20 protein-coding genes, 1 tRNA gene and 1 other annotated feature are annotated in these 24,525 nt (G+C 37.7%); of the genes, 1 reads left to right on the forward strand and 20 read right to left on the reverse strand.

Going from position 1 to position 24,525, the window contains the following annotated elements:
• Positions 1-2: 2 nt before the first annotated feature.
• Complete coding sequence (gene hemA, locus MHI57_RS08380) at positions 3-1,343, reverse strand: glutamyl-tRNA reductase (protein ID WP_322909645.1); 1,341 nt, start codon at positions 1,341-1,343, stop codon at positions 3-5.
• A gap of 238 nt (positions 1,344-1,581) precedes the next feature.
• On the opposite strand from hemA, the gene MHI57_RS08385 reads away from it, so the two are divergent.
• A complete protein-coding gene (locus MHI57_RS08385; protein ID WP_095372375.1) occupies positions 1,582-2,064 on the forward strand; it encodes a LiaI-LiaF-like domain-containing protein in 483 nt (160 codons plus the stop codon).
• A gap of 80 nt (positions 2,065-2,144) precedes the next feature.
• Here MHI57_RS08385 and MHI57_RS08390 read toward each other — a convergent pair whose 3' ends face one another.
• From MHI57_RS08390 to MHI57_RS08480, 19 genes are all read right to left on the reverse strand, one after another.
• Positions 2,145-2,882: an amino acid ABC transporter ATP-binding protein gene (locus MHI57_RS08390; protein WP_307312704.1), complete on the reverse strand. Its 738-nt coding sequence runs from the start codon at positions 2,880-2,882 to the stop codon at positions 2,145-2,147.
• 16 nt (positions 2,883-2,898) lie between these two features.
• Positions 2,899-3,549 (reverse strand): amino acid ABC transporter permease, encoded by a 651-nt coding sequence (locus tag MHI57_RS08395; RefSeq protein WP_095372373.1) that lies wholly within the window; start codon positions 3,547-3,549, stop codon positions 2,899-2,901.
• A gap of 90 nt (positions 3,550-3,639) precedes the next feature.
• On the reverse strand, positions 3,640-4,422 hold the full coding sequence (locus MHI57_RS08400; RefSeq protein ID WP_095372372.1) for a transporter substrate-binding domain-containing protein: 783 nt from the start codon (positions 4,420-4,422) through the stop codon (positions 3,640-3,642).
• Between the two features lie 457 nt (positions 4,423-4,879).
• Complete coding sequence (gene yihA, locus MHI57_RS08405) at positions 4,880-5,461, reverse strand: ribosome biogenesis GTP-binding protein YihA/YsxC (RefSeq protein WP_322909646.1); 582 nt, start codon at positions 5,459-5,461, stop codon at positions 4,880-4,882.
• Entirely contained in the window at positions 5,458-7,785 is a 2,328-nt protein-coding gene (gene lon / locus MHI57_RS08410) for an endopeptidase La (protein ID WP_340975799.1), read from the reverse strand. Before lon ends, yihA begins: the two co-directional genes overlap by 4 nt.
• Before the next feature lie 246 nt (positions 7,786-8,031).
• Entirely contained in the window at positions 8,032-9,714 is a 1,683-nt protein-coding gene (gene lonB / locus MHI57_RS08415; RefSeq protein ID WP_095372369.1) for an ATP-dependent protease LonB, read from the reverse strand.
• Between the two features lie 297 nt (positions 9,715-10,011).
• Positions 10,012-10,251, reverse strand: a complete 240-nt coding sequence (locus MHI57_RS08420) for a hypothetical protein (RefSeq protein WP_340975801.1) — start codon at positions 10,249-10,251, stop codon at positions 10,012-10,014.
• Between the two features lie 131 nt (positions 10,252-10,382).
• Positions 10,383-11,648, reverse strand: a complete 1,266-nt coding sequence (clpX, locus tag MHI57_RS08425) for an ATP-dependent protease ATP-binding subunit ClpX (RefSeq protein ID WP_095372368.1) — start codon at positions 11,646-11,648, stop codon at positions 10,383-10,385.
• Positions 11,649-12,097: 449 nt separating this feature from the next.
• The gene (gene tig / locus MHI57_RS08430) at positions 12,098-13,384 is read right to left on the reverse strand and encodes a trigger factor (protein ID WP_340975804.1); all 1,287 of its coding nucleotides are present in this window, start codon (positions 13,382-13,384) and stop codon (positions 12,098-12,100) included.
• A 158-nt stretch (positions 13,385-13,542) separates the two neighbouring features.
• Positions 13,543-14,559, reverse strand: a complete 1,017-nt coding sequence (locus tag MHI57_RS08435) for a tetratricopeptide repeat protein (RefSeq protein WP_307312702.1) — start codon at positions 14,557-14,559, stop codon at positions 13,543-13,545.
• Between the two features lie 158 nt (positions 14,560-14,717).
• Complete coding sequence (leuD, locus tag MHI57_RS08440) at positions 14,718-15,302, reverse strand: 3-isopropylmalate dehydratase small subunit (protein WP_340975807.1); 585 nt, start codon at positions 15,300-15,302, stop codon at positions 14,718-14,720.
• A gap of 12 nt (positions 15,303-15,314) precedes the next feature.
• A complete protein-coding gene (leuC, locus tag MHI57_RS08445; RefSeq protein WP_095372364.1) occupies positions 15,315-16,730 on the reverse strand; it encodes a 3-isopropylmalate dehydratase large subunit in 1,416 nt (471 codons plus the stop codon).
• A gap of 64 nt (positions 16,731-16,794) precedes the next feature.
• Positions 16,795-17,907 carry a 3-isopropylmalate dehydrogenase gene (leuB, locus tag MHI57_RS08450; RefSeq protein WP_307312699.1) on the reverse strand — a complete coding sequence of 371 codons (1,113 nt, stop codon included), beginning with the start codon at positions 17,905-17,907 and terminating at the stop codon, positions 16,795-16,797.
• 27 nt (positions 17,908-17,934) lie between these two features.
• Entirely contained in the window at positions 17,935-19,476 is a 1,542-nt protein-coding gene (locus MHI57_RS08455; protein WP_340975809.1) for a 2-isopropylmalate synthase, read from the reverse strand.
• On the reverse strand, positions 19,463-20,485 hold the full coding sequence (gene ilvC, locus MHI57_RS08460) for a ketol-acid reductoisomerase (RefSeq protein ID WP_095372361.1): 1,023 nt from the start codon (positions 20,483-20,485) through the stop codon (positions 19,463-19,465). Before ilvC ends, MHI57_RS08455 begins: the two co-directional genes overlap by 14 nt.
• 32 nt (positions 20,486-20,517) lie before the next feature.
• The gene (gene ilvN / locus MHI57_RS08465; protein WP_095372360.1) at positions 20,518-21,036 is read right to left on the reverse strand and encodes an acetolactate synthase small subunit; all 519 of its coding nucleotides are present in this window, start codon (positions 21,034-21,036) and stop codon (positions 20,518-20,520) included.
• Complete coding sequence (ilvB, locus tag MHI57_RS08470) at positions 21,033-22,754, reverse strand: acetolactate synthase large subunit (protein WP_095372359.1); 1,722 nt, start codon at positions 22,752-22,754, stop codon at positions 21,033-21,035. The genes ilvN and ilvB overlap by 4 nt, the downstream gene beginning before the upstream one ends.
• Before the next feature lie 74 nt (positions 22,755-22,828).
• Positions 22,829-23,089: a binding site (T-box leader), on the reverse strand.
• 735 nt (positions 23,090-23,824) lie between these two features.
• Positions 23,825-23,901, reverse strand: a tRNA-Arg gene (locus MHI57_RS08475).
• Positions 23,902-24,010: 109 nt separating this feature from the next.
• Positions 24,011-24,523 (reverse strand): metallophosphoesterase family protein, encoded by a 513-nt coding sequence (locus MHI57_RS08480; protein ID WP_322909649.1) that lies wholly within the window; start codon positions 24,521-24,523, stop codon positions 24,011-24,013.
• Positions 24,524-24,525: the final 2 nt, after the last annotated feature.

Raw genomic sequence — 24,525 nt, forward strand, 5'->3', positions numbered from 1 at the left:
TTTTATGATTGAAAGGATGTCTGTTGCACCTTTACACGATCTGATTTTGGTTGTTCTTGTTTTTCGATTTGCTGGACAACAAGATCTTCTATATTAAATATTTTCACGAACAATTCTAATGCTTTATCAGCATTTTTATGTCCTGCCAATTCTTTTGCTTGTAATACAGGGTCTTTCAACATTTGGTTCACAATACTCTTCGTGTGCTTGCTAACCACTTTTCTTTCACGTTCTGTTAGGTTAGGAAGCTTTCTTTCCAAACTTTTCATTGTGTCAGCCTGAATAGCAAGAGCTTTCTCTCTTAAAGCAGAGATGACAGGTACAACACCTAGAAGTTTAAGCCATTGTTTAAATTCAACGATTTCTCCTTCGATTAATAATTGAATTTTCGCCGCTGCTTTTTTACGTTCTTGCAAATTCGCTTCAACAATACCTTCTAGATCATCAATATCATATAAGAAAACGCTATCTAAATCAGCGAGTGCTGGATCTAAATCACGTGGAACAGCAATATCGACCATAAATAATGGCTTACCTTTCCGCAATCTTTCTACATCTGCCATCATCTCTTTTGTAATCATATAACTGTTTGCACCTGTAGAAGAAATCACGATATCGGCTTCCACTAATGCACATTGTAATTCTTGCATTAATTTCGCTTGCCCTTCATAGCGGTGTGCTAAATTTTTCGCTTTCTCAAAAGTACGATTAATAACCGTAACATTCGCACCATTTGCATGAAGATGTTGTATCGCTAATTCGCCCATTTTACCTGCTCCAAGAATAAGTACTTGCTTATTCGTAATTAGACCGAATATTTTCTTAGCAAGCTCAACTGCAGCATAACTGACAGATACAGCATTTGCACCAATATCTGTTTCGGAATGTGCTTTTTTAGCAAATGTAATGGACTGCTTAAATAATTGATTGAAAATTGTTCCAGTTGTATGTTCAACTTGCGCTTGCAAAAAGCTAGAGCGAACTTGGCCCAAAATTTGAGTTTCTCCTAGAACCATTGAGTTTAATCCACTACCGACTTTAAATAAATGCTCTATCGCACCATCATGTTCATAAATAAAAAGAAAGGGCGAAAATTCATTTTGATCTATTTGAAACCAATCGGCTAAAAATTCTTTAATATAATATCTTCCTGTATGCAGTTGATCAACAACCGCATAAATTTCGGTCCGATTACATGTGGATAGAATTACATTTTCCAAGATGCTTTTCTTTTGTTGCAATGCTTGCATTGCTTCACCCAATTGAGAAGGATCGAATGTTAATCTCTCTCTAATTTCCACAGGGGCTGTTTTATAATTTAGACCAACGACCACGATATGCATTTTTAGTAGACCCCCCAAAAAAATTGCATAATTACATACATATATTATAACATTATCTTTACAAGCTTTTTCGAAAAAATGTGAACAGAGTATGAACACATATGATATGATATTTGAGTAGTATATGATTACTTTAGAACTATTATAATTTGATATTTATTATCATAAACACTCCACTATGTACAATACCAAAAATCTGCCTAATATTCAAGTGTACCTAACTGAAAGTGGTGAATAAATGAAAAGTCAACGACTATTTGCCGGTATTATCTTAGTAGGCTACGGCTGTTTCTTTCTCATCCAGCAATTACAGGTTGAGAGTTTACAATCGTTATTGACCTGGCCAGTATTACTAGCTATTACAGGTTTGGCCTTTTTAATCCAAGCATATAGCGGTAAAGAATATAATGCTATATTTCCCGGTGTGATTCTCTTTGGGTTTGGTTTACATTTCATCATTGTTGATCGTTTAAGCATATGGCCTAATCATATTGGTGCCTTTGTCCTTATTATTGCCCTTGCCTTTTTATTATATTACTTAAAAACAGGCAACGGCCTCTTGCAAGGGTTTCTTATGTTAGTATTAGCCATTACTTTATTATTTTATGAAAAAATTTCGCAATATGCAGGTAGCTACGGTGAGATCATTTCATACATAACGAAATTCTGGCCTGCTATTTTTATTATCATTGGCCTCTTTTTCCTCATTAAAAGAAAATAATCTATTAGAAACTTCCATTGAAAAAACGAACATATCTGCAAAGAAAATGTTCGTTTTTTCGTTTTAATTATTAACTCTTTTTAAAGAACAGAATCTAGGAAGCTTTTCGTTCTTTCTTCCTTTGGATGATTAAATAACTCTTCAGGATGACCGACTTCAACGATTTTACCATCATGCATATACACTGCCCAATCTGCTACTTCCCGCGCAAATCCCATTTCATGCGTGACGACAATCATCGTCATTCCTTCTTCAGCAAGTTCTTTCATTGTTGCTAACACTTCACCAACTAATTCTGGGTCTAGTGCAGAAGTTGGTTCATCAAACAGCATTACATCCGGCTTCATCGCTAATGCCCTCGCAATGGCAACACGCTGCTTTTGACCACCCGATAGTTTAGATGGATAAACATCTTTCTTATCCGATAAGCCAACTTTATCTAAGAGTACTAACGCTTGTTCCTCTGCTTCCTTTTTCGATAATTTTTTCACTTGCATCGGTGCTTCCATTATATTTTGTATGACTGTTTTATGAGGGAAAAGATGAAAGTGCTGAAACACCATTCCAACTCTCTGTCTAATTTCATTTAAGTCATGAGAGTCCTTTTCTATTACTTCACCCTCTAATGTAATTGTTCCACTATCTTTTAATTCTAGAAAGTTAAGACATCTTAGTAATGTGCTTTTACCAGAACCACTGGCACCTATTAGACAAACAACATCGCTTTCTTTTACTGTAAAATCAATATCTTTTAATACATGAAGATCACCAAAAGACTTATTTAATTTCTCTATACTAATCATAACTGATTCACTCATCTACATTCATCCCTTTCTATCGCTCACTATTAGACATTTTCTTCTCAACAAGGTTCACAATAACTGTAAATAGAAGAACAAGCACTAAATAATAGACGGCAACAATCAATAAGTAAGTCATATAATCATAATTGATTGATCCTTGTGTTGTGGCAATATTAAAGAGCTCATAGACACCTACAAACGAAGCTAGTGAAGAATCCTTTAACGCGATAATAAATTGGTTCCCGAGTGGTGGCAAAGCACGTCTGCTTGCTTGTGGTAAAATAATTCTTCGCATTGTTAAGCCTGCACTCATCCCTAGGGATCGACCTGCCTCCATTTGACCACTTTCAATAGATTGAATGGCTCCTCTAAAAATCTCTGCAATATAGGCACCATTATGGAAGGCTAAACCTAAAACAACGGACCAAAAACCGGAAATATTTAATGAAGTTAAACCGAAATAAAAGATAAAAATTTGCACAACGAGAGGTGTTCCTCTGACTAAGAAGATATAGAGGTCCGCAACCCACTCTAATACTTTCACTTTAGATATCTTTAACATTGCAAAAAAGAGACCGATAAAAATAGCAATAAAAATTGAGACTATTGTTAATTGAAAAGTTAGGAGCATTCCCTCAAAAAACATTGGGAAGGTGTCAACAAACGTTGTTAGTATGTCCATATTTCCTCCTTAAGGTAAAATGTATTTTCTCTTTAGATAGAAGAGGCGAATGCACACGCAATAAACGGAGATGCATTCGCCAACAGAAAATTATTCTTCTGATTCTACAGTAATATCTTCGCCGATATATTCCTTGCTAATTTCAGTCAAGGTTCCATCTTCATGAAGCTTCTCTAATGCATCGTTAATTTTTTCAAGTAGCTCGTCATTGTCTTTGGCTACAGCAATCGCTTGCTCACTTTTTTCTAAAAGCTGTTTTCCCTCAATATTCATACCCGCACCGATCGCTTCTTTACCTGTAACAAAATCGGTAATTACAGCATCATGCTTTCCACTAGATAAAGCCTCGAGTGCTACGACATCGCTATCATAAAACTTAATATTATCTGTAACTTCTGATACTGTTTTTTGATACGTTGTTCCTTTAGCTACAGCTACTTCAAGACCCTCTAAATCTTCTAATGTTTCTACATCACTATCCGGTCTCACATAAATTTGTGGGCCTGAATAGTAGTAAGGAATCGAGAAATCAACAGCTTGTAATCTTTCCTCTGTTATTGTATGACTAGCAACAGCGGCATCAAAACGTCCTGATTTTACACCTTCAACAATTCCACCGAATTTAAATTTTTGCTGCACTGGTTCTAGTCCTAGCTCTTTTGCAACTGCTTCTGCTACTTCAATGTCGAAACCTGTCATTGAACCATCATCTTGCGTTACACTAAATGGATTAAATTCTCCCGATGAAGCATAAGTGAATTTCCCTTCCTCTGCTAAATCCATTCCTCCACTACTCGCTTCTTCATTTGAGCCACATGCAGCTAATACAGCTACAGATGCAGCAACAATCATTCCTTTAAGTATCTTTTTCACTAGTAAAATATCCCCCTTGTATGTTCTTTTTTCATATACGCTATCAACCTTACCACTCTTACAAATTATTCTCAAAATTCATATTTTATGATATTTTGAGATATAAAACTGTAAGAAAGTCTCACACATCCCTCTTATACTCTATCCTCCTTATTAAACATGTATCCTCCTATATCATCTCTATTACTAAGTATAGCGGGAAAAGGGCTCACTTGATTCACAAGTGAAATTATGTAAACCGAAATTCACGTACATAGTCTAATTTCCCTAAATTCAGAAAAATAAACGTAAACTTCTCAAAAAATGATTAACTTTTAACTTATTTTGATAACCATTAATACTACCAAGATGAAAGATATAGCGAATTAAATCTTTAACAAAAAAAAGCGAACAAATCCGGCTTTGTCCGGTTTGTTCGCCTTTTTAAATGTTTGTTTGATTTTAACCTTGAACCCGATTACATCAATCCTTTAATAACAGCCCATGCTTCCTCTTTCCCTTTTCCTGTTTCTGAAGAGAATAAGATAAGGGAGTCACTAGGGTCAACATCAAGGGTTTCTCTCGTCACTTTAATATGTTTCTGCCATTTTGATTTTGGCACTTTATCGGCTTTTGTGGCAATAATGATACAAGGAATCTCATAATGTTTAAGGAATTCATACATCATAACATCATCTTTAGTAGGCTGATGTCTTAAATCCACAATCAGAACAACCGCTCGTAATTGATCTCGAGAAGTGAGGTATGTCTCAATCATTTTCCCCCATGCTTCCCTTTCTTTTTTTGACACTTTTGCATAGCCATATCCTGGTACATCAACAAAATGTAAGATTTCATTAATAAGATAAAAGTTTAATGTTTGCGTTTTACCAGGCTTAGAAGATATTCTTGCTAATCCTTTACGATTCAACATTTTATTAATAAAAGAAGATTTCCCTACATTCGATCGACCTGCTAATGCGAATTCTGGTAATTCTACATCTGGATATTGCTCAGGCTTTACGGCACTGATGACAATATCTGAACTTACAACCTTCATTGTTCCACCCCGTCTACTAACGCTGCTTTAAGCACTTCATCTACATGGGATACAAGCACAAATGAAAGTTCCTCACGAATCGATTCTGGAATATCATCTATATCCTTTTCATTATCTTTCGGTAAGATAATTTTCGTTAATCCCGCTCGATGAGCACTTAGTGATTTCTCCTTTAATCCCCCGATAGGTAAGACACGACCACGCAACGTTACTTCACCTGTCATTCCTACTTCTCTTCTAATTGGTACACCGGTTAATGCTGAAACAAGTGCAGTAGTCATTGTGATTCCTGCAGATGGACCATCTTTAGGGACAGCCCCTTCTGGAACATGAATATGAATATCGAATTTCTCATGAAAATTCTCATCAATCCCTAATTCCTTCGCATTTGAACGCACATAACTAAAAGCTGCTTGAGCGGATTCTTTCATCACATCACCAAGTTTACCAGTTAAGACTAACTTGCCTTTACCTTTTGATAAAGAGACTTCGATTTGAAGTGTATCTCCGCCTACAGTTGTATAAGCAAGTCCTGTAGCGATACCGACTTGATCCTCTAATTCCGCTTGGCCGTATCTAAAACGTTTCTTACCTAAGAAATCTTCAAGGGATTTCGCCGTAACTACAACTCTTTTTTTCGTCTCTGATACAATAATTTTTGCCGTTTTTCTACAAATACTAGCCAGTTGACGTTCTAAACTCCTAACACCAGCTTCTCTTGTATAATAACGGACAACACCTTGAACAGCATCATCTCTCACTTGCAATTGAGATTTCGAAAGACCATGCTCTTTAATTTGTTTTGGCAGAAGATGGTCCTTGGCAATATGAAGCTTCTCATGTTCTGTATAACCAGCAATTGAAATAACTTCCATGCGATCTAATAATGGTCCTGGAATTGTACTTAAATTGTTAGCCGTAGCAATGAACATAACCTTCGATAAATCATACGTCTCTTCAATATAGTGATCACTGAAGTTATGATTTTGCTCAGGATCTAATACTTCAAGCATTGCTGATGAAGGGTCACCACGAAAATCATTAGACATTTTATCAATCTCATCTAATAAAAATACTGGATTGACTGTTCCTGCTTTTTTCATTCCCTGGATCACTCTACCAGGCATTGCACCAACATATGTTCTTCGATGGCCGCGAATTTCTGATTCATCACGGACACCGCCTAAAGATACCCGGACAAAATTACGGTTGAGTGAGGAGGCGATTGATTTCGCGAGACTTGTTTTCCCTACACCCGGAGGTCCAACGAGACAGAGGATAGGGCCTTTTAAAGAGTTCGTTAACTGTTGAACCGCCAAATACTCAAGCACTCTCTCTTTTACTTTCTCTAAACCATAATGATCTCGATCAAGGATTTTCTCTGCTTTGTTGATGTTTAAATCATCGACCGTTTCTTTAGACCAAGGTATAGCTAATAACCAATCGATATAATTACGAATAACAGAGCTCTCTGCCGAACTAGAAGGAACCTTTTCGTAACGATTTAACTCTTTTAATGCAGTATTTTCTACATTACTAGGCATATTTGCTTCTGTGATTTTCGCTTTTAAATCTGCAATTTCTCCTGTTTTACCTTCTTTATCGCCTAATTCGGTTTGAATGGCTTTCATCTGTTCACGCAAATAATATTCTTTCTGCGTTCTTTCCATCGATTTCTTTACCCGATTACCGATTTTCTTTTCTAAATTAAGCACTTCTTTTTCGTTATGAATAATGCTGATCACACGATTCAAACGATCTTTTATATTAATCGTCTCCAAGATTTCCTGTTTCTCTTTAAGTTTTAAAGGAAGATGAGAAGCAATAATATCAGCTAAACGACCGGGTTCTTCAATATCTGTAACAGATGTAAATGTTTCTGTTGATATTTTTTTAGATACTTTTATGTATTGTTCAAAATGACTTAAAAGAGTACGCATTAATGCTTGGTCTTCTACATCGCGAGATTCAGGCTCTTCGAATGCTTCCACTTTTACTGAAAAATAGTCTTCATCATCTAAAACCTCTGCTATTTTTGCACGTTTAAGTCCTTCTACTAGTACACGAATCGTACCATTTGGCAATTTGAGCATTTGTTTTACCCGAGTAAGAGTACCTAAATGATATAATTCATTGCTGTCAGGCTCATCTATAGAAATGTCCTTTTGTGTTGTTAAAAAGATTAAATGGTCATCTACCATTGCTTTTTCAAGTGCTTGTACTGATTTATCACGACCTACATCTAAGTGCAGGACCATTGTAGGATAAACGAGCAAACCTCGAAGCGGCAGGAGGGGGACGATGATCTCTTTCTTATTCGTCATATACTTGCACCTCCAAAATGCATATGTATCAAGATTTCAATTCATTTTCTTTGTACAATTTTATCTTATTTACTTCACAGTGTCGACTTTTTTAATCTAGTTCCTTTGCTAAAAGAGTTAAAAAGTACAACCGTTTTGTTTGTTTTCTTCATTTCTCGCTTGACAATTACTTATTTCATTCCCTATTTATAGGACTTTAAAACGAAAGGAATAAAAACTCCGGCAGTTGTTGCCGAAGTTATTACCTTACATACTTTCCTTTTTAGCAAGATCAATCGTTGACGCATCTAGTGGTGAAATTAACGGCTTTTCATGTTGATATTCTTTGTGGAGGGCGCACTCGAACACCTCATTCAACGTTTTAACGGTAACAATATGAATTCCTTCCACTTCATTTAATATCGATTGCATATTCTCTTCAGGGATAATAACGGTTTTTGCTCCAGCTTTTTTAGCAGCTTTTACTTTTGGATATACGCCGCCAATAGGCTTAACGGCACCATGAATACTAATTTCTCCTGTCATTGCCACTGTATTGTCTATCGGATGTTTATAAATAGCTGAATATATACCTGTAGCCATTGCAATCCCAGCAGATGGGCCATCAATCGGTACACCACCAGGGAAGTTCACATGAATATCATAATCATCTGCAGGTACGCCCATTGAGCGAAGAACTGTAATCACATTCTCAATTGAGCCACGTGCCATACTCTTTCTTCGAATCGATTTTCCTTGTCCGCCAATACTTTCTTCTTCTACAATTCCTGTAATATTAATTGATCCTTTTTCTTTAGCAGGAATCACAGTAACTTCAATCTCTAATAAAGCACCAGAATTAGGTCCATGAACAGCCAAGCCATTAACTAAACCAACCTTTGCTGTTTCTCCGATTTTTCTTTCCATTCTCGGCACTAACTGACTTGATTGGATCACCCACTCGACATCTTCGTCCTTAATATAATCGCGCTCTTCTTGTATTGCTAGACTCGCTGTCGTTTGTACTAAGTTGACTGATTCACGACCGTTTCTTGCATAAGATGCTAATGTTTGTAAAGCTTGTTCACTTATTTTTAAGTTCACTTTATCAGCTGCTTTTTTAGCAACTTCTGCGATTTCTTCTTCTGTTAATTCCCGGAAAAACACTTCCATACAACGGGAACGAATAGCTGGAGGCAATTCGTTAGGTGTTCTTGTAGTGGCACCCACTAACCGAAAATCTGCCGGTAAACCATTTTTAAAGATATCATGTATATGAGAAGGAATTTGCATATTTTCCTCATTATAATAAGCGCTTTCGAGGTATACTTTGCGATCTTCCAACACTTTTAACAACTTATTCATCTGAATAGAATGTAACTCTCCAATTTCATCTATAAACAAGACCCCACCATGGGCATTTGTGACTGCTCCTTGTTTTGGTTGTGGGATTCCTGCCTGCCCCATCGCTCCTGCCCCTTGATAAATGGGATCATGTACAGATCCAATAAGTGGATCTGCAATTCCTCTCTCATCAAAACGAGCGGTTGTCGCATCTAGTTCAATAAAGACGGAGGATGGTTTAAATGGTGATTTTTGATTTTTCTTTGCTTCTTCTAATACTAATCTGGCTGCAGCTGTTTTACCTACTCCAGGAGGCCCATAAATGATGACATGCTGGGGATTTGGTCCACAAAGTGCCGCTTTAAGTGATTTTATGCCATCTTCTTGACCTACAATATCATCAAAGGTCGCTGGCCTAACTTTCTCTGACAGAGGTTCTGACAGTTTAATTGACCTCATCTTCTTTAATTGATCCATTTCTTTACGAGACTCTCTATCAATAGAGACTTTTTGAGTACGTTGGTTTTTAAGTAAGTTCCAAAAATAAAGCCCAATAACAATCCCAAAAAATAGCTGTACAAACAATGCAATTCCCGTCCAACTCATCCTATTCCCTCCTGAACATTTTCTTGCTGTTAATGGATAGTATCTCCTGCGCAAAGTTGGAATAAACAAGAATTTTAAATTCAATAAGAGGAAGCTTATGGTTGTTTTAGCATTTATTATAGACGAATTATTTAGTAAAAAAGGAAATCAATGAAAATAAGTTTTACTTTTTGTTAAGCTGTGATTGAGCTACACAAAAAAGTGGTTGTTTTCATCTTCTACTTTACCTAGAGTAATAAACCTCAATCGTACGATAATTAACAAGTTTTACTATTTTTGATGAATTCCTATTTTACGTTAAAAGAACACACAGCTTATCTTGACTGAAAGGTATTTTTGGGGTCCTCTTTTTCGAGTGAGTTGTTTTTGCTCTGCTAGCTTTGTGGTTTTCACGTTGGATGTACGAGGAAATCGGCTTTGTTCTGCTATCTTTGGTATTTTCTTTTTGGATGTACGAGCTAATTGACTTTGTTCTGCTATCTTTGACATTTCTACACGAGCTAATCGACTTACCCCTGCTATCTTTGCGATTTCCACTCTACAACTACGAGCAACTACCGTTTACTCCATAATGGGGCGAAATCACTTATCTTTTTTCTCTATCCCTTCAACCTTTTTGCTGGAGGTAATAGAAAAGGAACTAAACCGTAGTTTAGTTCCTTTCAAACTTATGCAGACGTTTTTCTTTCTTCTTTCACAATTGTACCGTCTTCAAGTAATAACTTTGGTGAACCATTCTCAAGGACTGTATCTTTTGTAATGATACATTTTTTAATGTCTTCACGAGAAGGTAAATCAAACATGACATCAAGCATAATTCCTTCAATAATTGAACGTAATCCACGGGCACCTGTTTTTCTTTCAATTGCTTTCTTAGCAATTTCAATTAGTGCTTCATCCTCGAATTCTAACTCAACATCATCTAATTCAAGCATTTTTTGGAATTGTTTTACTAAGGCATTTTTCGGCTTTGTTAAAATTTCAATTAATGCTTCTTCATCTAATGGTGTTAAGCTTGCAATAACCGGTAGACGACCAATAAATTCAGGAATTAAACCGAAACGCAATAAGTCCTCTGGTAAAACCTTAGATAGTAACTCATGTTGTTCAAGTTCTTTCTGCTTATTATCCGAACCGAAACCGATCACTTTTTGACCTAAACGGCGTTTAATGATTTGTTCGATACCGTCGAAGGCACCACCACAAATAAATAAAATGTTCGTCGTATCAATTTGAATAAATTCTTGATGCGGATGTTTTCTTCCACCTTGTGGAGGTACGCTGGCAACAGTGCCTTCAAGAATTTTCAATAATGCTTGTTGCACACCTTCACCAGATACATCTCTTGTAATCGACGGATTTTCTGACTTACGGGCCACTTTATCAATCTCATCGATATAAATAATTCCTTTTTCAGCTTTTTCCACGTCATAGTCAGCAGATTGGATAAGCTTTAGGAGAATGTTCTCAACATCTTCACCAACATAACCTGCTTCTGTTAACGAAGTCGCATCTGCAATTGCGAATGGTACATTTAGAATTCTTGCTAATGTTTGGGCTAGTAATGTTTTACCACTTCCTGTTGGCCCAATCATTGCAATATTACTTTTTGCCAGTTCTACATCATCTACTTTACTGTTCGAATTAATTCGTTTGTAATGATTGTAAACTGCCACAGCTAGGTTTTTCTTTGCTTGGTCTTGACCAATTACATATTCATCGAGAATGTCGCGAATCTCGGACGGCTTTGGCACATCCTTAAATTCAACTTCTTCCTCTGTTCCAAGTTCTTCTTCCACAATCTCGGTGCATAATTCAATACATTCGTCACAAATGTAAACACCAGGACCAGCTACTAGCTTACGAACTTGATCTTGTGTTTTCCCACAGAAGGAACACTTTAATTGACCTTTTTCATCATTAAATTTAAACAAATCCTTCACCCCTTGATCAAACTTCTAAGCGATATATCTTCTGCGAACTTTTGTTTATCATTAGCTAAATATTTGAGCCAATTCACTCGCCAGTTCTTATTAAAAACGCTTGATAAAAACTAACCTTTAAGTTATGTATTGCATTGTAACACACTTCAGCAAAAGACAGGAAATAATAACACTTACCTCTAAGTTATGTACGTAATACGTTATTCATGATTCGCAGAAGGAAATCACTCAATAAAACTTGTACTTCCATAAGCATGTCCATTTTTATGCCCATCCATAAGTGGAATTTTTTTCAGGCAGTGTATGTATGTGATAAGGTATCCTGCTTTTGCCGTACTGCTATTATGTAATATCTTAAATTGTAGAAAACAAGGCACGATGTGATCGCGCCTTGTTATGTGTAAGTTCCGGGTTGCTACCGTTACTTTGTTATATTCATTTTAAACAGTTTTACTATTTTCTACAAGTAAATCGATTGCTTTTTTCGCTTTAATATCAGATTGTAAACCATCAAGGCTACCACCCAGCGCCATTTGAATATTTTCAGCTGTCATATTATACATTTCAGCCATTTTATTTACTTCTTCGTTTATTTCATCTTCAGAAACTTCGATGTTTTCTGCAGCAGCAATTGCTTCAAGAGTTAAGTTAATGCGCACGCGCTTCTCTGCGTCAACTTTCATTTGCTCACGTAATGCAGACTCATCTTGTCCAGAGAATTGATAATAAAGCTCAAGGTTCATACCTTGCATTTGTAAACGTTGTTCGAATTCTTGCATCATGCGATCTAATTCAGTATCAACCATTGCAGCTGGAATATCAATTGTTGTGTTTTCTGCTGCTTTTTCTACTACAGAATCACGCACATGGTGCTCTGCTTCATGGTTTTTACTATCAACTAGTTGTTTCTTCGTTTTTTCTTTTAGTGCATCTAATGTTTCAACTTCTTCATCTACATCTTTAGCGAATTCATCATCTAATGCAGGAAGTTCTTTTGTTTTGATTTCATGTACAGTCGTTTTGAATACTGCTTTTTTACCCGCAAGCTCAGCAGCATGGTATTCTTCTGGGAACGTAACATTTACTTCTTTAGATTCACCAGCAGAAACACCAATTAATTCTTCTTCAAAACCTGGAATGAATTGTCCAGAACCAAGTTCTAATGAGAAGTTGTCACCTTTTCCACCTTCGAATGCTTCTCCATCAACGAAACCTTCAAAGTCGATAACAACTGTATCACCTTGTTCTGCTGGACCTTCTTCTTTAACAACAAGCTCAGCTTGTTTTTCTTGTAGGCCTTTTAATTCGTTTTCTACATCTTCATCCGTTACTTCTGTATCGAATTTTTCTACTTCAAGGCCTTTATATTCGCCAAGTTCTACTTCAGGTTTTACAGTTACTTTCGCAGTGAAAATAAGCGCTTTACCTTTTTCGATTTGTTCTACATCGATTTCAGGACGATCAACTGGCTCAATGCCTGTTTCATCAATTGCATTTGCATACGCTTCTGGTAAAAGAAAATCTACTGCATCTTGGTATAAAGACTCAACACCAAAGCGTTTTTCAAATAGGCTGCGAGGCATTTTACCTTTTCTGAAGCCAGGAACATTTACTTGTTTAACTACTTTTTTAAATGCAGCGTCTAAACCTTCGTTTAACTTCTCTGCATCTACTTCAATTGTAAGAACCCCTTGGTTCCCTTCTAACTTTTCAAATTTAGCAGACATACTATTATTTCCCTCCAAAATCTATGATCATTTCATTCACAGCAAATAGAATGAATATGTCTAATCGATTATTCATTTATATAAGGTGAATCAGCTTTCTATCCACATAATACAACCATTATATTATAACATAACGTCTCTAGCTTTCAACAATGAGACTATATTTTAGGATAAGAAAATTCTTCTATTGCTTCAATATAAGTAATAGCTGCATGATAATCCTCTTCTTCGACACAATATTTCTCAAGCATCTCATCCACAGCAAGGTCCATCCCTAGGTAATCAATCGCAAGAGTATGATAAGCTGCAGACCATGTTTCAATAGAAAAAGGTTCTAATTCTATCGGATACATGAGAAATAAATGACGGTTCACAAGAGATGCAGCATGTTCAAGTAAAATGGGGTCATCTTGCTCCATTTTCTCTTCTAACACTTTGAGCATTTCAATCCTTTGTTGGAAATGCTCAAAGTCAGGCAAGTGTGCAGGAACAAAACTTTTTATATTACCCATTTTTTCAACAATAACTTCCTTATTATATAGATGCTGTTTTAACACATCGAGAAGTAATGTCTTAAAAAAGGGATGTCCCTCCTCAGATCGTAAATAGGAAAGGATTTCTTTTACATTGTGCACAATATTCTTTTCTGCCAATTCTTTAGCGAGCATCATCTGCTCTTGTTGATCTTTTATTTCAAAAAGCTGTAGGTGATTTTCCGAGCCGTCCTCTACCTCACTGGATTTTATGTCTGCTTCAGCCATTCTACGGCTGAATTCTAATAACCGACTAAAATGTTCAAATTTTTCATGAGGTACTTTGTTCTCTTCAAATAAGTATTCAATAGTGGTCACAATTTCATCGTAGCGATGTAATTGTACTAAAATCATCAAATACATATCTACCACTTGAAGGTAGTCACCTATCCCATTATGGAGCATGTATTCCGCTTGTTTTTGCGCATGTTGTAATTGACCTGATTCAAAAAAGGCAAGCACAAGACCCGTTTGAATATCTTCATCCTTATCATTTAGCTCTGAAGCTTCTGTTAAGAAATCTACTGCCTCTTGAAACTCCCTACGGTGTAAAGCCTCTAACCCTTTCTCTAATAAACGTCTATCTAAAAAGGGAAAGGGAATCACTTTATTTTTTTTGTCATCACGATTATGTTTTGTCATTTTGCCTACGTCCCTTTAATTCCTTATTTAGAGGTAAGTGTAGCATGAAAAGAGAAAAATGCAAAAGGATTGTGCGATTGAGAGGTTCAGCGGAAAAACTTCATAAAAAATGAGCCCTATATACAATGCATACGGGCTCACAAGTAATGATTTATTTACTATCTTAATGCTTGTTCATATGCAGTGATGTGATCATCTAATTGCAAGGTAATTTCAATCTCATCCCACCCATTCATTAGCATCGTTTTCCAATAAGCATCAATTTCAAATGATACTTGGAACCCTGCTTCATCACCAATCGTTTGCTTCTCTAGATTCACTTCTAATTGATAAGGCTGTTGTTTGCCTTTTTCAAGTAATTGCACAATTTGCTCCTTTGGTAACGCAATCGGTAACACACCATTTTTCAGGCAATTTTGATGAAATATATCTGCGAAGGATGGTGCTAATATCACTTTGAACCCATAATCTAGGAGGGCCCATGGTGCATGCTCCCTAGATGACCCACAACCAAAATTCTCATTTGCAATTAAAATCGATGCATTTTGATTTTCATCTTGATTCAATTCAAATGTTGGGTTTAAACTACCATCTGCCATATAACGCCAGTCATAGAACAAAAATTGACCAAAGCCCGTTTTTTCAATTCGTTTTAGAAATTGCTTAGGAATAATCTGATCTGTATCTACATTGGCACGGTCAAAAGCAACCGCTTTATCCTTTAAAGTTTTAAATCCAGTCATCTACTCCGCTCCCTATCTTACTGGTTGTCTTTCAACCATTTTTCTAACATCGACAAAATGACCATGAATAGCTGCTGCTGCAGCCATAATTGGACTGACTAAATGAGTTCTCGCTCCAGATCCTTGCCGACCCTCAAAATTCCGATTAGATGTGGAAGCACAATGTTCACCGCTAGGGACAATATCATTATTCATACTCAAACACATACTGCAACCCGAATCTCTCCATTCAAACCCAGCTTCTCTAAAAATTTCATCCAGACCTTCTTCTTCTGCAAGCGACTTGACCGTTTGTGAACCTGGCACAACTAGTGCACGCACATCAGGATGAACTTTATTGCCTTTGATTACAGAAGCAGCCTCACGTAGATCTTCTAGTCGTGAATTGGTACAAGAACCGATAAATACATGTTGAATCTGAATATCTTCTATTTTCTGTCCTTCCTTTAGTCCCATGTATTTAAGCGCACTCTCAAGTGATTTCTTTTCCACGGCTGTTTCATAATCACTTGATGTAGGAATTGAATCAGTAACTTTAGATGTCATCGCTGGGTTTGTCCCCCAGCTAACCATTGGGGCAATATTAGCTGCATCAATAGTAATCACACGATCATAAGTTGCATCTTCATCCGACACTAATGATCTCCATTTTGTCACTAGCTCTTCAAAGGCATCCCCTGTTGGGACATACTTACGTCCTCTTAAGTAAGAAAATGTTGTTTCATCAGGGTTCACTAATCCCGCCCTCGCGCCACCTTCTATCGACATATTACAAATCGTCATCCGCTCTTCCATTGACATATGAGCAATAACTTCTCCCGTATATTCAATGACATGTCCTGTTCCAAAATCAAACCCATACTGAGAAAGGACATAAAGGATAACATCTTTTGCTGATACACCTTGTTGCCTTTTTCCATTGATTTCGATTTTTAACGTTTTCGGTTTTTGGCGCCAGATGGTTTGTGTGGCTAACACATGCTCCACCTCACTTGTACCGATACCGAATGCAATCGAGCCGAATGCACCGTGTGTGGATGTATGACTATCGCCACATACAATTGTCATCCCTGGTTGCGTTAGGCCTAATTCTGGACCAATGACATGAACAATTCCTTGGTCTGGATGATCAATTCCTGCTAGTGGTACTTGGAACTCTTCACAGTTTTTTTCTAGTGTTGTCATCTGGTTTAATGCAATCTTATCATTGATGACTTTACGATTATCTGTTGGGATATTATGATCCATCGTAGCGAAGGTTTTATCTGGTCTTCTAACCGTTCTTCCTTTCATTCTTAGGCCAGAAAACGCTTGAGGCGATGTCACTTCATGCACTAAATGCAGATCTATATACAATAAGTCCGGTTTTCCCTCTTCTTGATGAACAATATGTTGTTTCCATATTTTCTCTATAATTGATTGCCCCATTAATATTCACACCTTTCTAAAAGAAACACGGACCCACAATAGGGCCGTGTCCCTTCTTCATTATTTAAGCGTACGCACCCATAATATGCATAATGGCTTCATTATCAAGTAGCATCGCTTTTACTTCCGCAATCATTTCTGTTGTCGATGTCACTTGTTGGCCGAACTCCGCAATATCACTCGTTCTAAAGCCTGCATCTAACACTTGCTTTACAGCACGTTCTACTTCATTCGCTTCTGTTTCTAACCCGAACGATTCACGAAGCATCATTGCAGCAGATAAAATCATTGCTAACGGATTGGCCACGTTTTTCCCAGCGATATCAGGTGCCGAACCATGAATCGGTTCAAATAAATATGGACCATTCTCAGATAAACTAGCAGATGGTAGCATACCTAATGAACCGGTTAAAACGGAAGCCTCATCACTTAAAATATCACCAAACATATTCTCGGTTACGACAACATCAAACTGTTTAGGATTTGTCACCATCTGCATCGCCGCATTGTCAACTAACATATGCTCAAGATACACATGGGGATAATCTTTTGCCACTTCCTCTGCTGTTTCCCTCCACATCCTACTTGATTCAAGAACGTTTGCTTTATCAATAGATGTGACTTTTTTTCTTCTCTTATCTGCTAAAATAAACGCTTTTTCGATTACTCGCTTCATTTCTGCTTTTTTATAAAATAATGTATCGACTACCGCAGACTCCCCGTTAGCATCCATGCGTTCACTCGGTTGACCAAAATATAATCCGCCAGTTAATTCGCGTACCATCAATAAGTCTACACCTTGGATCACTTCATCTTTTAGAGGAGAAGATTTCGCCAAACTTTCAAAATAAGTTGTTGGACGAAGATTGGCATATAGATTAAGCTCTTTACGGATTTGTAATAACCCTCTCTCCGGACGGATATCAGGATTTACTTGATCCCATTTAGGACCACCCACTGCTCCTAAAAGAATCGCATCGCTTTCTTTGCAAAGTTGAATGGTTTCTTCCGGAAGTGGTTTGCCTTTTTCATCAATCGCATGGCCGCCAATCATACCATAAGCAAATTCAAATTGGTGATTATAGCGCTCTCCGACTGCTTGGAGAATTTCAACTGCTCCCTTTGCAACTTCTTTCCCGATCCCGTCTCCTGGTAGTACAGCGATACGTTTTTTCATCTTTTATCCCTCCGATTAAAGTGTAAGTTAACTATTCTGCATAGCTGGTTCCGTTTTTTCCTTCATATATATGACTCGGTTAACTGCATTTAAATAGGCTTTTGCTGATGCTTCTAGCACATCTTGAGCGAGCCCTCTACCACTCGTTTCTACCCCTTGGTAAGCTAACTTAACGAACACTTGCGCAAGTGCATCTCTACCGGCACCAACTGATTGAATGCGATAATCGAGTAAATTAATCTCACCATTCACACTTGCTTCTAATGTGTTATATAGTGCCTCAATACTACCTGCACCCGTACCTGCTTCTTGTATCACTTGATTATCGCTACCGGATAATGTAACCGTTGCTGTCGGCACTTGATTCGTACCGTACTGAATTTGGATTTGAATTAATTCATAGAATCTTTGTTCCTTCGACAATTTTTCTTCTAGCACAAGGGCGACTAAGTCTTCATCTGTCATCTCTTTTTTGCGATCGGCTAAATCTTTGAATACGGTAAATAGTGGTTTGATATCTTCATCTGCCACATCTAAACCTAATTCGTCTAAACGATTTTTAAATGCATGTCGTCCTGAATGTTTACCAAGAACAAGAGAGTTAGATTGCACACCGACTAATTGCGGTGAAATAATTTCATAAGTGGTTACTTCTTTTAATACGCCATCTTGATGTATACCAGATTCATGAGCATAAGCGTTTGCTCCAATAACGGCTTTATTTGCTGGGACCGGCATTCCGGAAAGTTTGCTTACAAGGCTACTTGTTCGGCTAATCTCCCCTAGGTTTAACGTTGTTTGGGCATTATAGAAATCTTTTCTGATGTGAAGGGCGACAGCTATTTCCTCAAGCGCTGCATTGCCCGCTCGCTCACCAATTCCGTTAATCGTTCCCTCTATTTGTGTCGCACCATTTTCGATCGCAGCTAAAGAATTCGCTGTCGCCATCCCTAGATCATCATGGCAATGAGCAGATAATGCTACTTTATCGATAGATGGGACATTATTTTTTAAATATTTAAAAATCTCTCCGTATTCCTTCGGTGTTGCATATCCGACTGTGTCCGGGATGTTGATCACCCTCGCTCCTGCTTGGATGACTTTCTCCACGATTTCTGCCAAGAAGGGCAATTCCGTCCTTGAAGCATCCTCTGCTGACCATTGCACAATGGAGAAGCGTTCCGCCGCATACTTAACGGTGTTAACTGCCGTTTCCACTACTTGCTCTTTTGTCATTTTAAGTTTGTAATCACGATGGATAGGGCTAGTTGCTAAGAAGGTATGGAGCCTTGGTTCGGCTCCTCCCTTCAATGAGTCCCATGCTGCATCTATATCCGATAAAACCGCTCTCGCTAAACCTGTTACAGAAGCGTTCTTTACTGTTTCTGCAATAGATTTTACCGATCCAAAGTCTCCTTTAGACGCGGCTGGAAAACCTGCTTCGATGATGTTTACACTCAGTCTTTCTAGCTGTCTAGCAATCTCTAATTTCTCAGAGAAGTTCAAGTTGACTCCTGCTGATTGTTCTCCATCTCTAAGCGTTGTATCGAATATATTAATTTGTTGCACTGCTCACCACTTCTTTCTTTTTATTGTTTTGGACGAATGGCATCATTTTGCGAAGCTCTCTACCAACTCTTTCAATTTCATGTTCACTTTCTTTTGCATTAATAGCTGTAAACACCGGACGATTCACCTGGTTTTCCATAATCCAGCCTTTAGCAAATTTGCCTTCTTGAATATCTTTTAATACTTCTTTCATTTCTGCTTTTACCCGTTCATCTACAACCCGTGGGCCACTGACGAAATCTCCCCATTGTGCTGTATCAGAAATAGAATATCTCATTCCTTCTAATCCACCTTCATACATAAGGTCAACAATTAATTTGAGTTCATGGAGACATTCAAAGTAAGCGAGTTCCGGCTGATAACCTGCTTCCGTTAACGTTTCAAATCCTGCTTTAACAAGAGAAGTCAGTCCGCCACATAATACTGCCTGTTCTCCAAATAAATCTGTTTCTGTCTCTTCTTTAAATGTCGTTTCTAAGCCCCCAGCTCTTAGTGCCCCAATTGCTCTTGCATAAGCTAGTGCTAATTCTCTTGCTTCACCTGATACATCTTGGTGAACGGCGAATAACGCTGGTACACCTGCTCCCTCTTCATATGTTCTTCTTACTAAATGACCTGGTCCTTTTGGTGCGACTAATAAAACATCACTTTCTTTCGGTGGAACGATTTGATTAAAATGGATATTAAATCCGTGAGCAAACATTAATGCTTGATTGGTTAAATTTGGTTCGATTTCTTCTTTATATACTTTCGTTTGCAATTCATCTGGTAATAAAATCATTACGATATCTGCTTTAGCAGTCGCTTCTCCTACTGAGTAAACTTGAAAGCCATCTTCAACTGCTGTCTGCCATGATTTTCCCTGCCTTAAGCCGATTACTACCTCTACACCGCTATCTCTCATATTTTGCGCATGCGCATGACCTTGTGATCCGTATCCAATTACTGCTACTGTTTTCCCGTTTAAGTAGTTCTCATTTGCATCTCCGTTATAGTACATTTTAGCCATTATTCATTCTCCTCTATTCATCATTTATTTTTTTATACAATTGAAAAATTATGTTTTTGTTGCGACTGTCTTTGTGTCCCTCTTGGGAAAGCTGTTGTACCCGTTCTAGCAATCTCTTTAATACCGTAAGGCTTAATTAACTCTAGGAAAGCTTCGATTTTTTCAGATTCTCCTGTAATTTGGATGACTAGACTATCTTTGCTAACGTCAATGACAGAAGCTCTGAAAGGTTCAATTAAGGAATAAATCTCATTTCTTGAGTGCGGATTAGACTGTACCTTTATCAAAGCTAGTTCTCTAGCAACAACTGCTTGATTTGTAATATCCGTCACTTTCAGTATGTCGATCTGTTTATTGAGCTGTTTCGTAATTTGCTCACTTTGTTGGTCAGACTCAACATAAATTACACATGTGATTCTTGACATCCCCTCCTGTTCAGATAAACCCACTGAAATACTTTCGATATTATAATTTCGTTTAGAAAATAAATTAGTAATTCGATTAAGTACACCAGGTTTATTTAAAACAAGCAGCGATATGATTCTCTTCATTCTTTCACACCTACCATCTCATGAATCCCTTTACCCGGAGCGATCATTGGAAAGACATTTTCGTCAGCATCGACACGGAAATCTAGCAATACAGGCTCTCTTGTTTGTAATACTTCAGCTAACACTCTCTCCGCTTCTTCTTCTGTTGTTATGGTATAGCCTTTAATATCGTAAGCTTCAGCTAGCTTCACAAAATCAGGTTGAACTGGAATCTTGCTATGAGAAAAACGTGATTCATAGAAAAACTCCTGCCATTGTCTAACCATCCCTAAAGATTGATTATTGAATATTGCGATTTTTATTGGTAAGTTCATTTCTTGTATAACTGCTAATTCCTGTGTTGACATTTGAAAGCCTGCATCACCGACAATGGCAAGCACACAACTATCTGGATCAGCAATTTGAGCGCCAATACTAGAAGGTAAACCAAATCCCATCGTTCCAAGCCCACCAGATGTAACCCACCTATCAGCATGTTTAAAGCGATAGTATTGCGCAGCCCACATTTGGTGTTGACCGACATCTGTCGTTACAATCGCTTCGCCCTTCGTGTTCTCATACAAGAGCTCCATTACTCTTTGCGGCTTTAACTTTGGTGAAGCTTTATCATAATGGAAAGGATGTGCAACACTCCACTGTTTTAATGTCTCCATCCATTCGCTATGAGCTGGTTCATTACATTCTTCTTGAAGAAGTGCGAGAAGCGCAGCCTTTGCGTCTGCTACAACAGGAATAACTGTCGGTACATTCTTACCAATTTCCGCTGGGTCAATATCGATATGAGCAACCTTAGCATTCGGAGCAAAGTGTTCCAAATTACCTGTTAAGCGGTCATCGAACCTTGCACCGATATTAATCAATAAGTCACATTGTGAGAGTGCCATATTTGCTGTATAACAGCCGTGCATGCCAGCCATGCCAATGAATAATGGGTGATCACTTGGAAAACCACCAAGACCAAGTAATGTATGGACAACTGGTATTTTTGTTTTTTCTACATACTGTAAGAGTTCGTTTGCCCCCTTCGAATGAAGAATGCCTGCACCCGCTAAAATGACTGGTTTCTGTGCTGCTCCTATCGCATCTGATAGCTTACGAATCTGAAGGCGATTAGGCTTTAATGTCGGTTGATAACCCGGTAACTCCATTTCTGCTTCTTCGGGCCTTTCGGTAATCGTCGAAGCTATATCTTTAGGAATATCAATGAGCACTGGACCGGGTCTGCCTGTCTTTGCAATATAGAACGCTTCTTTAATGACTCTTGGAATATCCTCCAATTGGCGAATTTGAAAATTATATTTTGTAATCGGTGTTGTAATTCCTAATATATCTGCTTCTTGGAAAGCATCTGAACCAATCACACTTGTTGCTACTTGGCCTGTGAAAGCTACAATTGGTAATGAGTCCATCATGGCATCAGCCAAACCTGTTACGATATTCGTTGCTCCAGGCCCTGATGTTGCAATGACGACACCAGGCTTACCTGAAATTCTTGCGTAACCTTCTGCAGCATGTATGCCGCCTTGTTCATGTCTAGGTAAAACATGAAGGAATTTCGCATCATAAATCTTATCGTAAATCGGCAAAACCGCTCCGCCAGGGTAGCCAAAGACGACTTCTACATTTTCCCTTTCTAACGCATCCATTAATAAGTCTGCGCCTGTAATCGTCTCAAGCTTTGTTTTCACTTCTTCTGTTAAGGCAGCTTCCCGCACCATCGCTCTTTAACCTCCTTAATAAAATAAAATTAAATATAAAAAAGCCTCTCCATCCCTCATTGACCAATCATTGGTCAAGGGATGAAAAGGCTTTGATCACCATTCCACGGTACCACCCTTGTTCGCGTTTTAAATCTCCACGCGCACTCAGTAACAGCATAATAACTGCTAAGCTTAGATAACGGGTTCCTTCGACCCGGAAGACTCTACTTATCATTGTTCAAGTCTTCACTCCGAGGTGAGTTCATTTTAAGACTGGTTTACCGGTTTCCAGCTTGCCCGGCTCTCTGCAAAACCTACATCAAAAAACTACTTATCCTCATCAACGCTTTTAGTTTCTCACTTTAAACCACTAAAATTTCGTTTGTAAAAATAAAAGGAAAATAACGCTGCTTCCAATTTCATTTTCGATTTATTTTATTGTGCTTTGCTTTGTTGAGGACTATCTTACGCCCATTTTCAAAAGTCGTCAACACCTTTTTGGAAAATTATTTGATAATTTAGATTAGTCTGTTTTCATGTATCCGCTTACATCATTGATCTATTAACCTTTTAATTGGACAAAATTTTTTATTGATTTATTCATTCTGTGGCATGCGAGAATAGCAAGTGAAGTACTTTTAGGATGGGGGTATTTGAACAGCTCATGAGCAAAAGAACGCGACTAATTGAAGGCTATTACAAGATAAATCATGTGCGTTCATTTACGATAAATACTATACAAAGAAACTACAACCTTCAGAGACCATTTCATGTTAATCCATTTTTTTAATATTTAATCACATACAAACGTGATAACTTCTACTATATGCTGACTCATCGTTACATCATTCGATAAAAATCACCAGTATTTGGGGATGTTTTTATTCAGTGCATCTTATCACTATTATTTCAATATAGTATTTTTATAGTTGTTTCTTTGGGTTTTTAATTGAGGATGGAAAACAACAAAGGAAGATTACTTATGGAGAAGTCTAATATGAAATCGATCTCTAGCTGAAATAAAAAAAGCGCTAATCCAAGTTTTCACAGGAATCAACGCTAGTGTTGGTAGATAAATATGTAGCTAATGGCGTCCCAGGAGAGATTCGAACTCCCGACCGACAGCTTAGAAGGCTGTTGCTCTATCCTGCTGAGCTACTGGGACTTAATATCAAGACAATACTTATTATACGCAGGATAAACTGAAGTGTCAATTAATTTTTAAATAAATTTATAATTGGCAGAGAACTGCTGTAATAATAGCAGTTCTCTGGCTACGCAAACGAAAAGGATTGCTGCCATTCCTCGAGCTCGACACCGTCTCTTGTCCAAATGGAAACGACCACTTTTTCCACTGTCCAATCTACCATCATATATGTTTTTTCTTTCGGCTGCCTTGGAAGCGAGATACTATTTGGATTAAGATAAAGGATTTGATCTACCATTTCAGCCCCCAGTTGATGCGAATGACCAAAGCACACAATACGTGCAGCTACTTCTTTTGCTCTTAAGCTTAAACCTAATAAAGACGATTTTACGCCATATAGATGACCATGTGTAATCCATACTTTGCCGTTATCCGTATCTATTAATTCTTCGTTTTTAAAGCGAGCATCGGCATCGCAATTCCCTCTCACAGCGACATATCCAGTGATTTCAGCTTGGTCACTACTTAATTCAGAGTCCCCACAATGAATCATATAGTCGACATTTTGACTGTGACGTACTTTTAGTTCTTGCAGGATGTCACCATCACCGTGGCTGTCACTAACGATGAGTAACTTCATGT

The organism is Cytobacillus sp. FSL K6-0129, assembly GCF_038007625.1.
Taxonomy (GTDB): domain Bacteria; phylum Bacillota; class Bacilli; order Bacillales; family Cytobacillaceae; genus Cytobacillus; species Cytobacillus kochii.

What these genes read in the sequence shown, in the direction of transcription:
- hemA (WP_322909645.1), bottom strand. Translation starts at nt 1,343, where the DNA reads ATGCATATCGTGGTCGTTGGTCTAAATTATAAAACAGCCCCTGTGGAA.
- MHI57_RS08385 (WP_095372375.1), top strand. Translation starts at nt 1,582, where the DNA reads ATGAAAAGTCAACGACTATTTGCCGGTATTATCTTAGTAGGCTACGGC.
- MHI57_RS08390 (WP_307312704.1), bottom strand. Translation starts at nt 2,882, where the DNA reads ATGAGTGAATCAGTTATGATTAGTATAGAGAAATTAAATAAGTCTTTT.
- MHI57_RS08395 (WP_095372373.1), bottom strand. Translation starts at nt 3,549, where the DNA reads ATGGACATACTAACAACGTTTGTTGACACCTTCCCAATGTTTTTTGAG.
- yihA (WP_322909646.1), bottom strand. Translation starts at nt 5,461, where the DNA reads ATGAAGGTTGTAAGTTCAGATATTGTCATCAGTGCCGTAAAGCCTGAG.
- lon (WP_340975799.1), bottom strand. Translation starts at nt 7,785, where the DNA reads ATGACGAATAAGAAAGAGATCATCGTCCCCCTCCTGCCGCTTCGAGGT.
- lonB (WP_095372369.1), bottom strand. Translation starts at nt 9,714, where the DNA reads ATGAGTTGGACGGGAATTGCATTGTTTGTACAGCTATTTTTTGGGATT.
- tig (WP_340975804.1), bottom strand. Translation starts at nt 13,384, where the DNA reads ATGTCTGCTAAATTTGAAAAGTTAGAAGGGAACCAAGGGGTTCTTACA.
- MHI57_RS08435 (WP_307312702.1), bottom strand. Translation starts at nt 14,559, where the DNA reads ATGACAAAACATAATCGTGATGACAAAAAAAATAAAGTGATTCCCTTT.
- leuD (WP_340975807.1), bottom strand. Translation starts at nt 15,302, where the DNA reads ATGACTGGATTTAAAACTTTAAAGGATAAAGCGGTTGCTTTTGACCGT.
- leuC (WP_095372364.1), bottom strand. Translation starts at nt 16,730, where the DNA reads ATGGGGCAATCAATTATAGAGAAAATATGGAAACAACATATTGTTCAT.
- leuB (WP_307312699.1), bottom strand. Translation starts at nt 17,907, where the DNA reads ATGAAAAAACGTATCGCTGTACTACCAGGAGACGGGATCGGGAAAGAA.
- ilvC (WP_095372361.1), bottom strand. Translation starts at nt 20,485, where the DNA reads ATGGCTAAAATGTACTATAACGGAGATGCAAATGAGAACTACTTAAAC.
- ilvN (WP_095372360.1), bottom strand. Translation starts at nt 21,036, where the DNA reads ATGAAGAGAATCATATCGCTGCTTGTTTTAAATAAACCTGGTGTACTT.
- ilvB (WP_095372359.1), bottom strand. Translation starts at nt 22,754, where the DNA reads ATGGTGCGGGAAGCTGCCTTAACAGAAGAAGTGAAAACAAAGCTTGAG.
- MHI57_RS08480 (WP_322909649.1), bottom strand. Translation starts at nt 24,523, where the DNA reads ATGAAGTTACTCATCGTTAGTGACAGCCACGGTGATGGTGACATCCTG.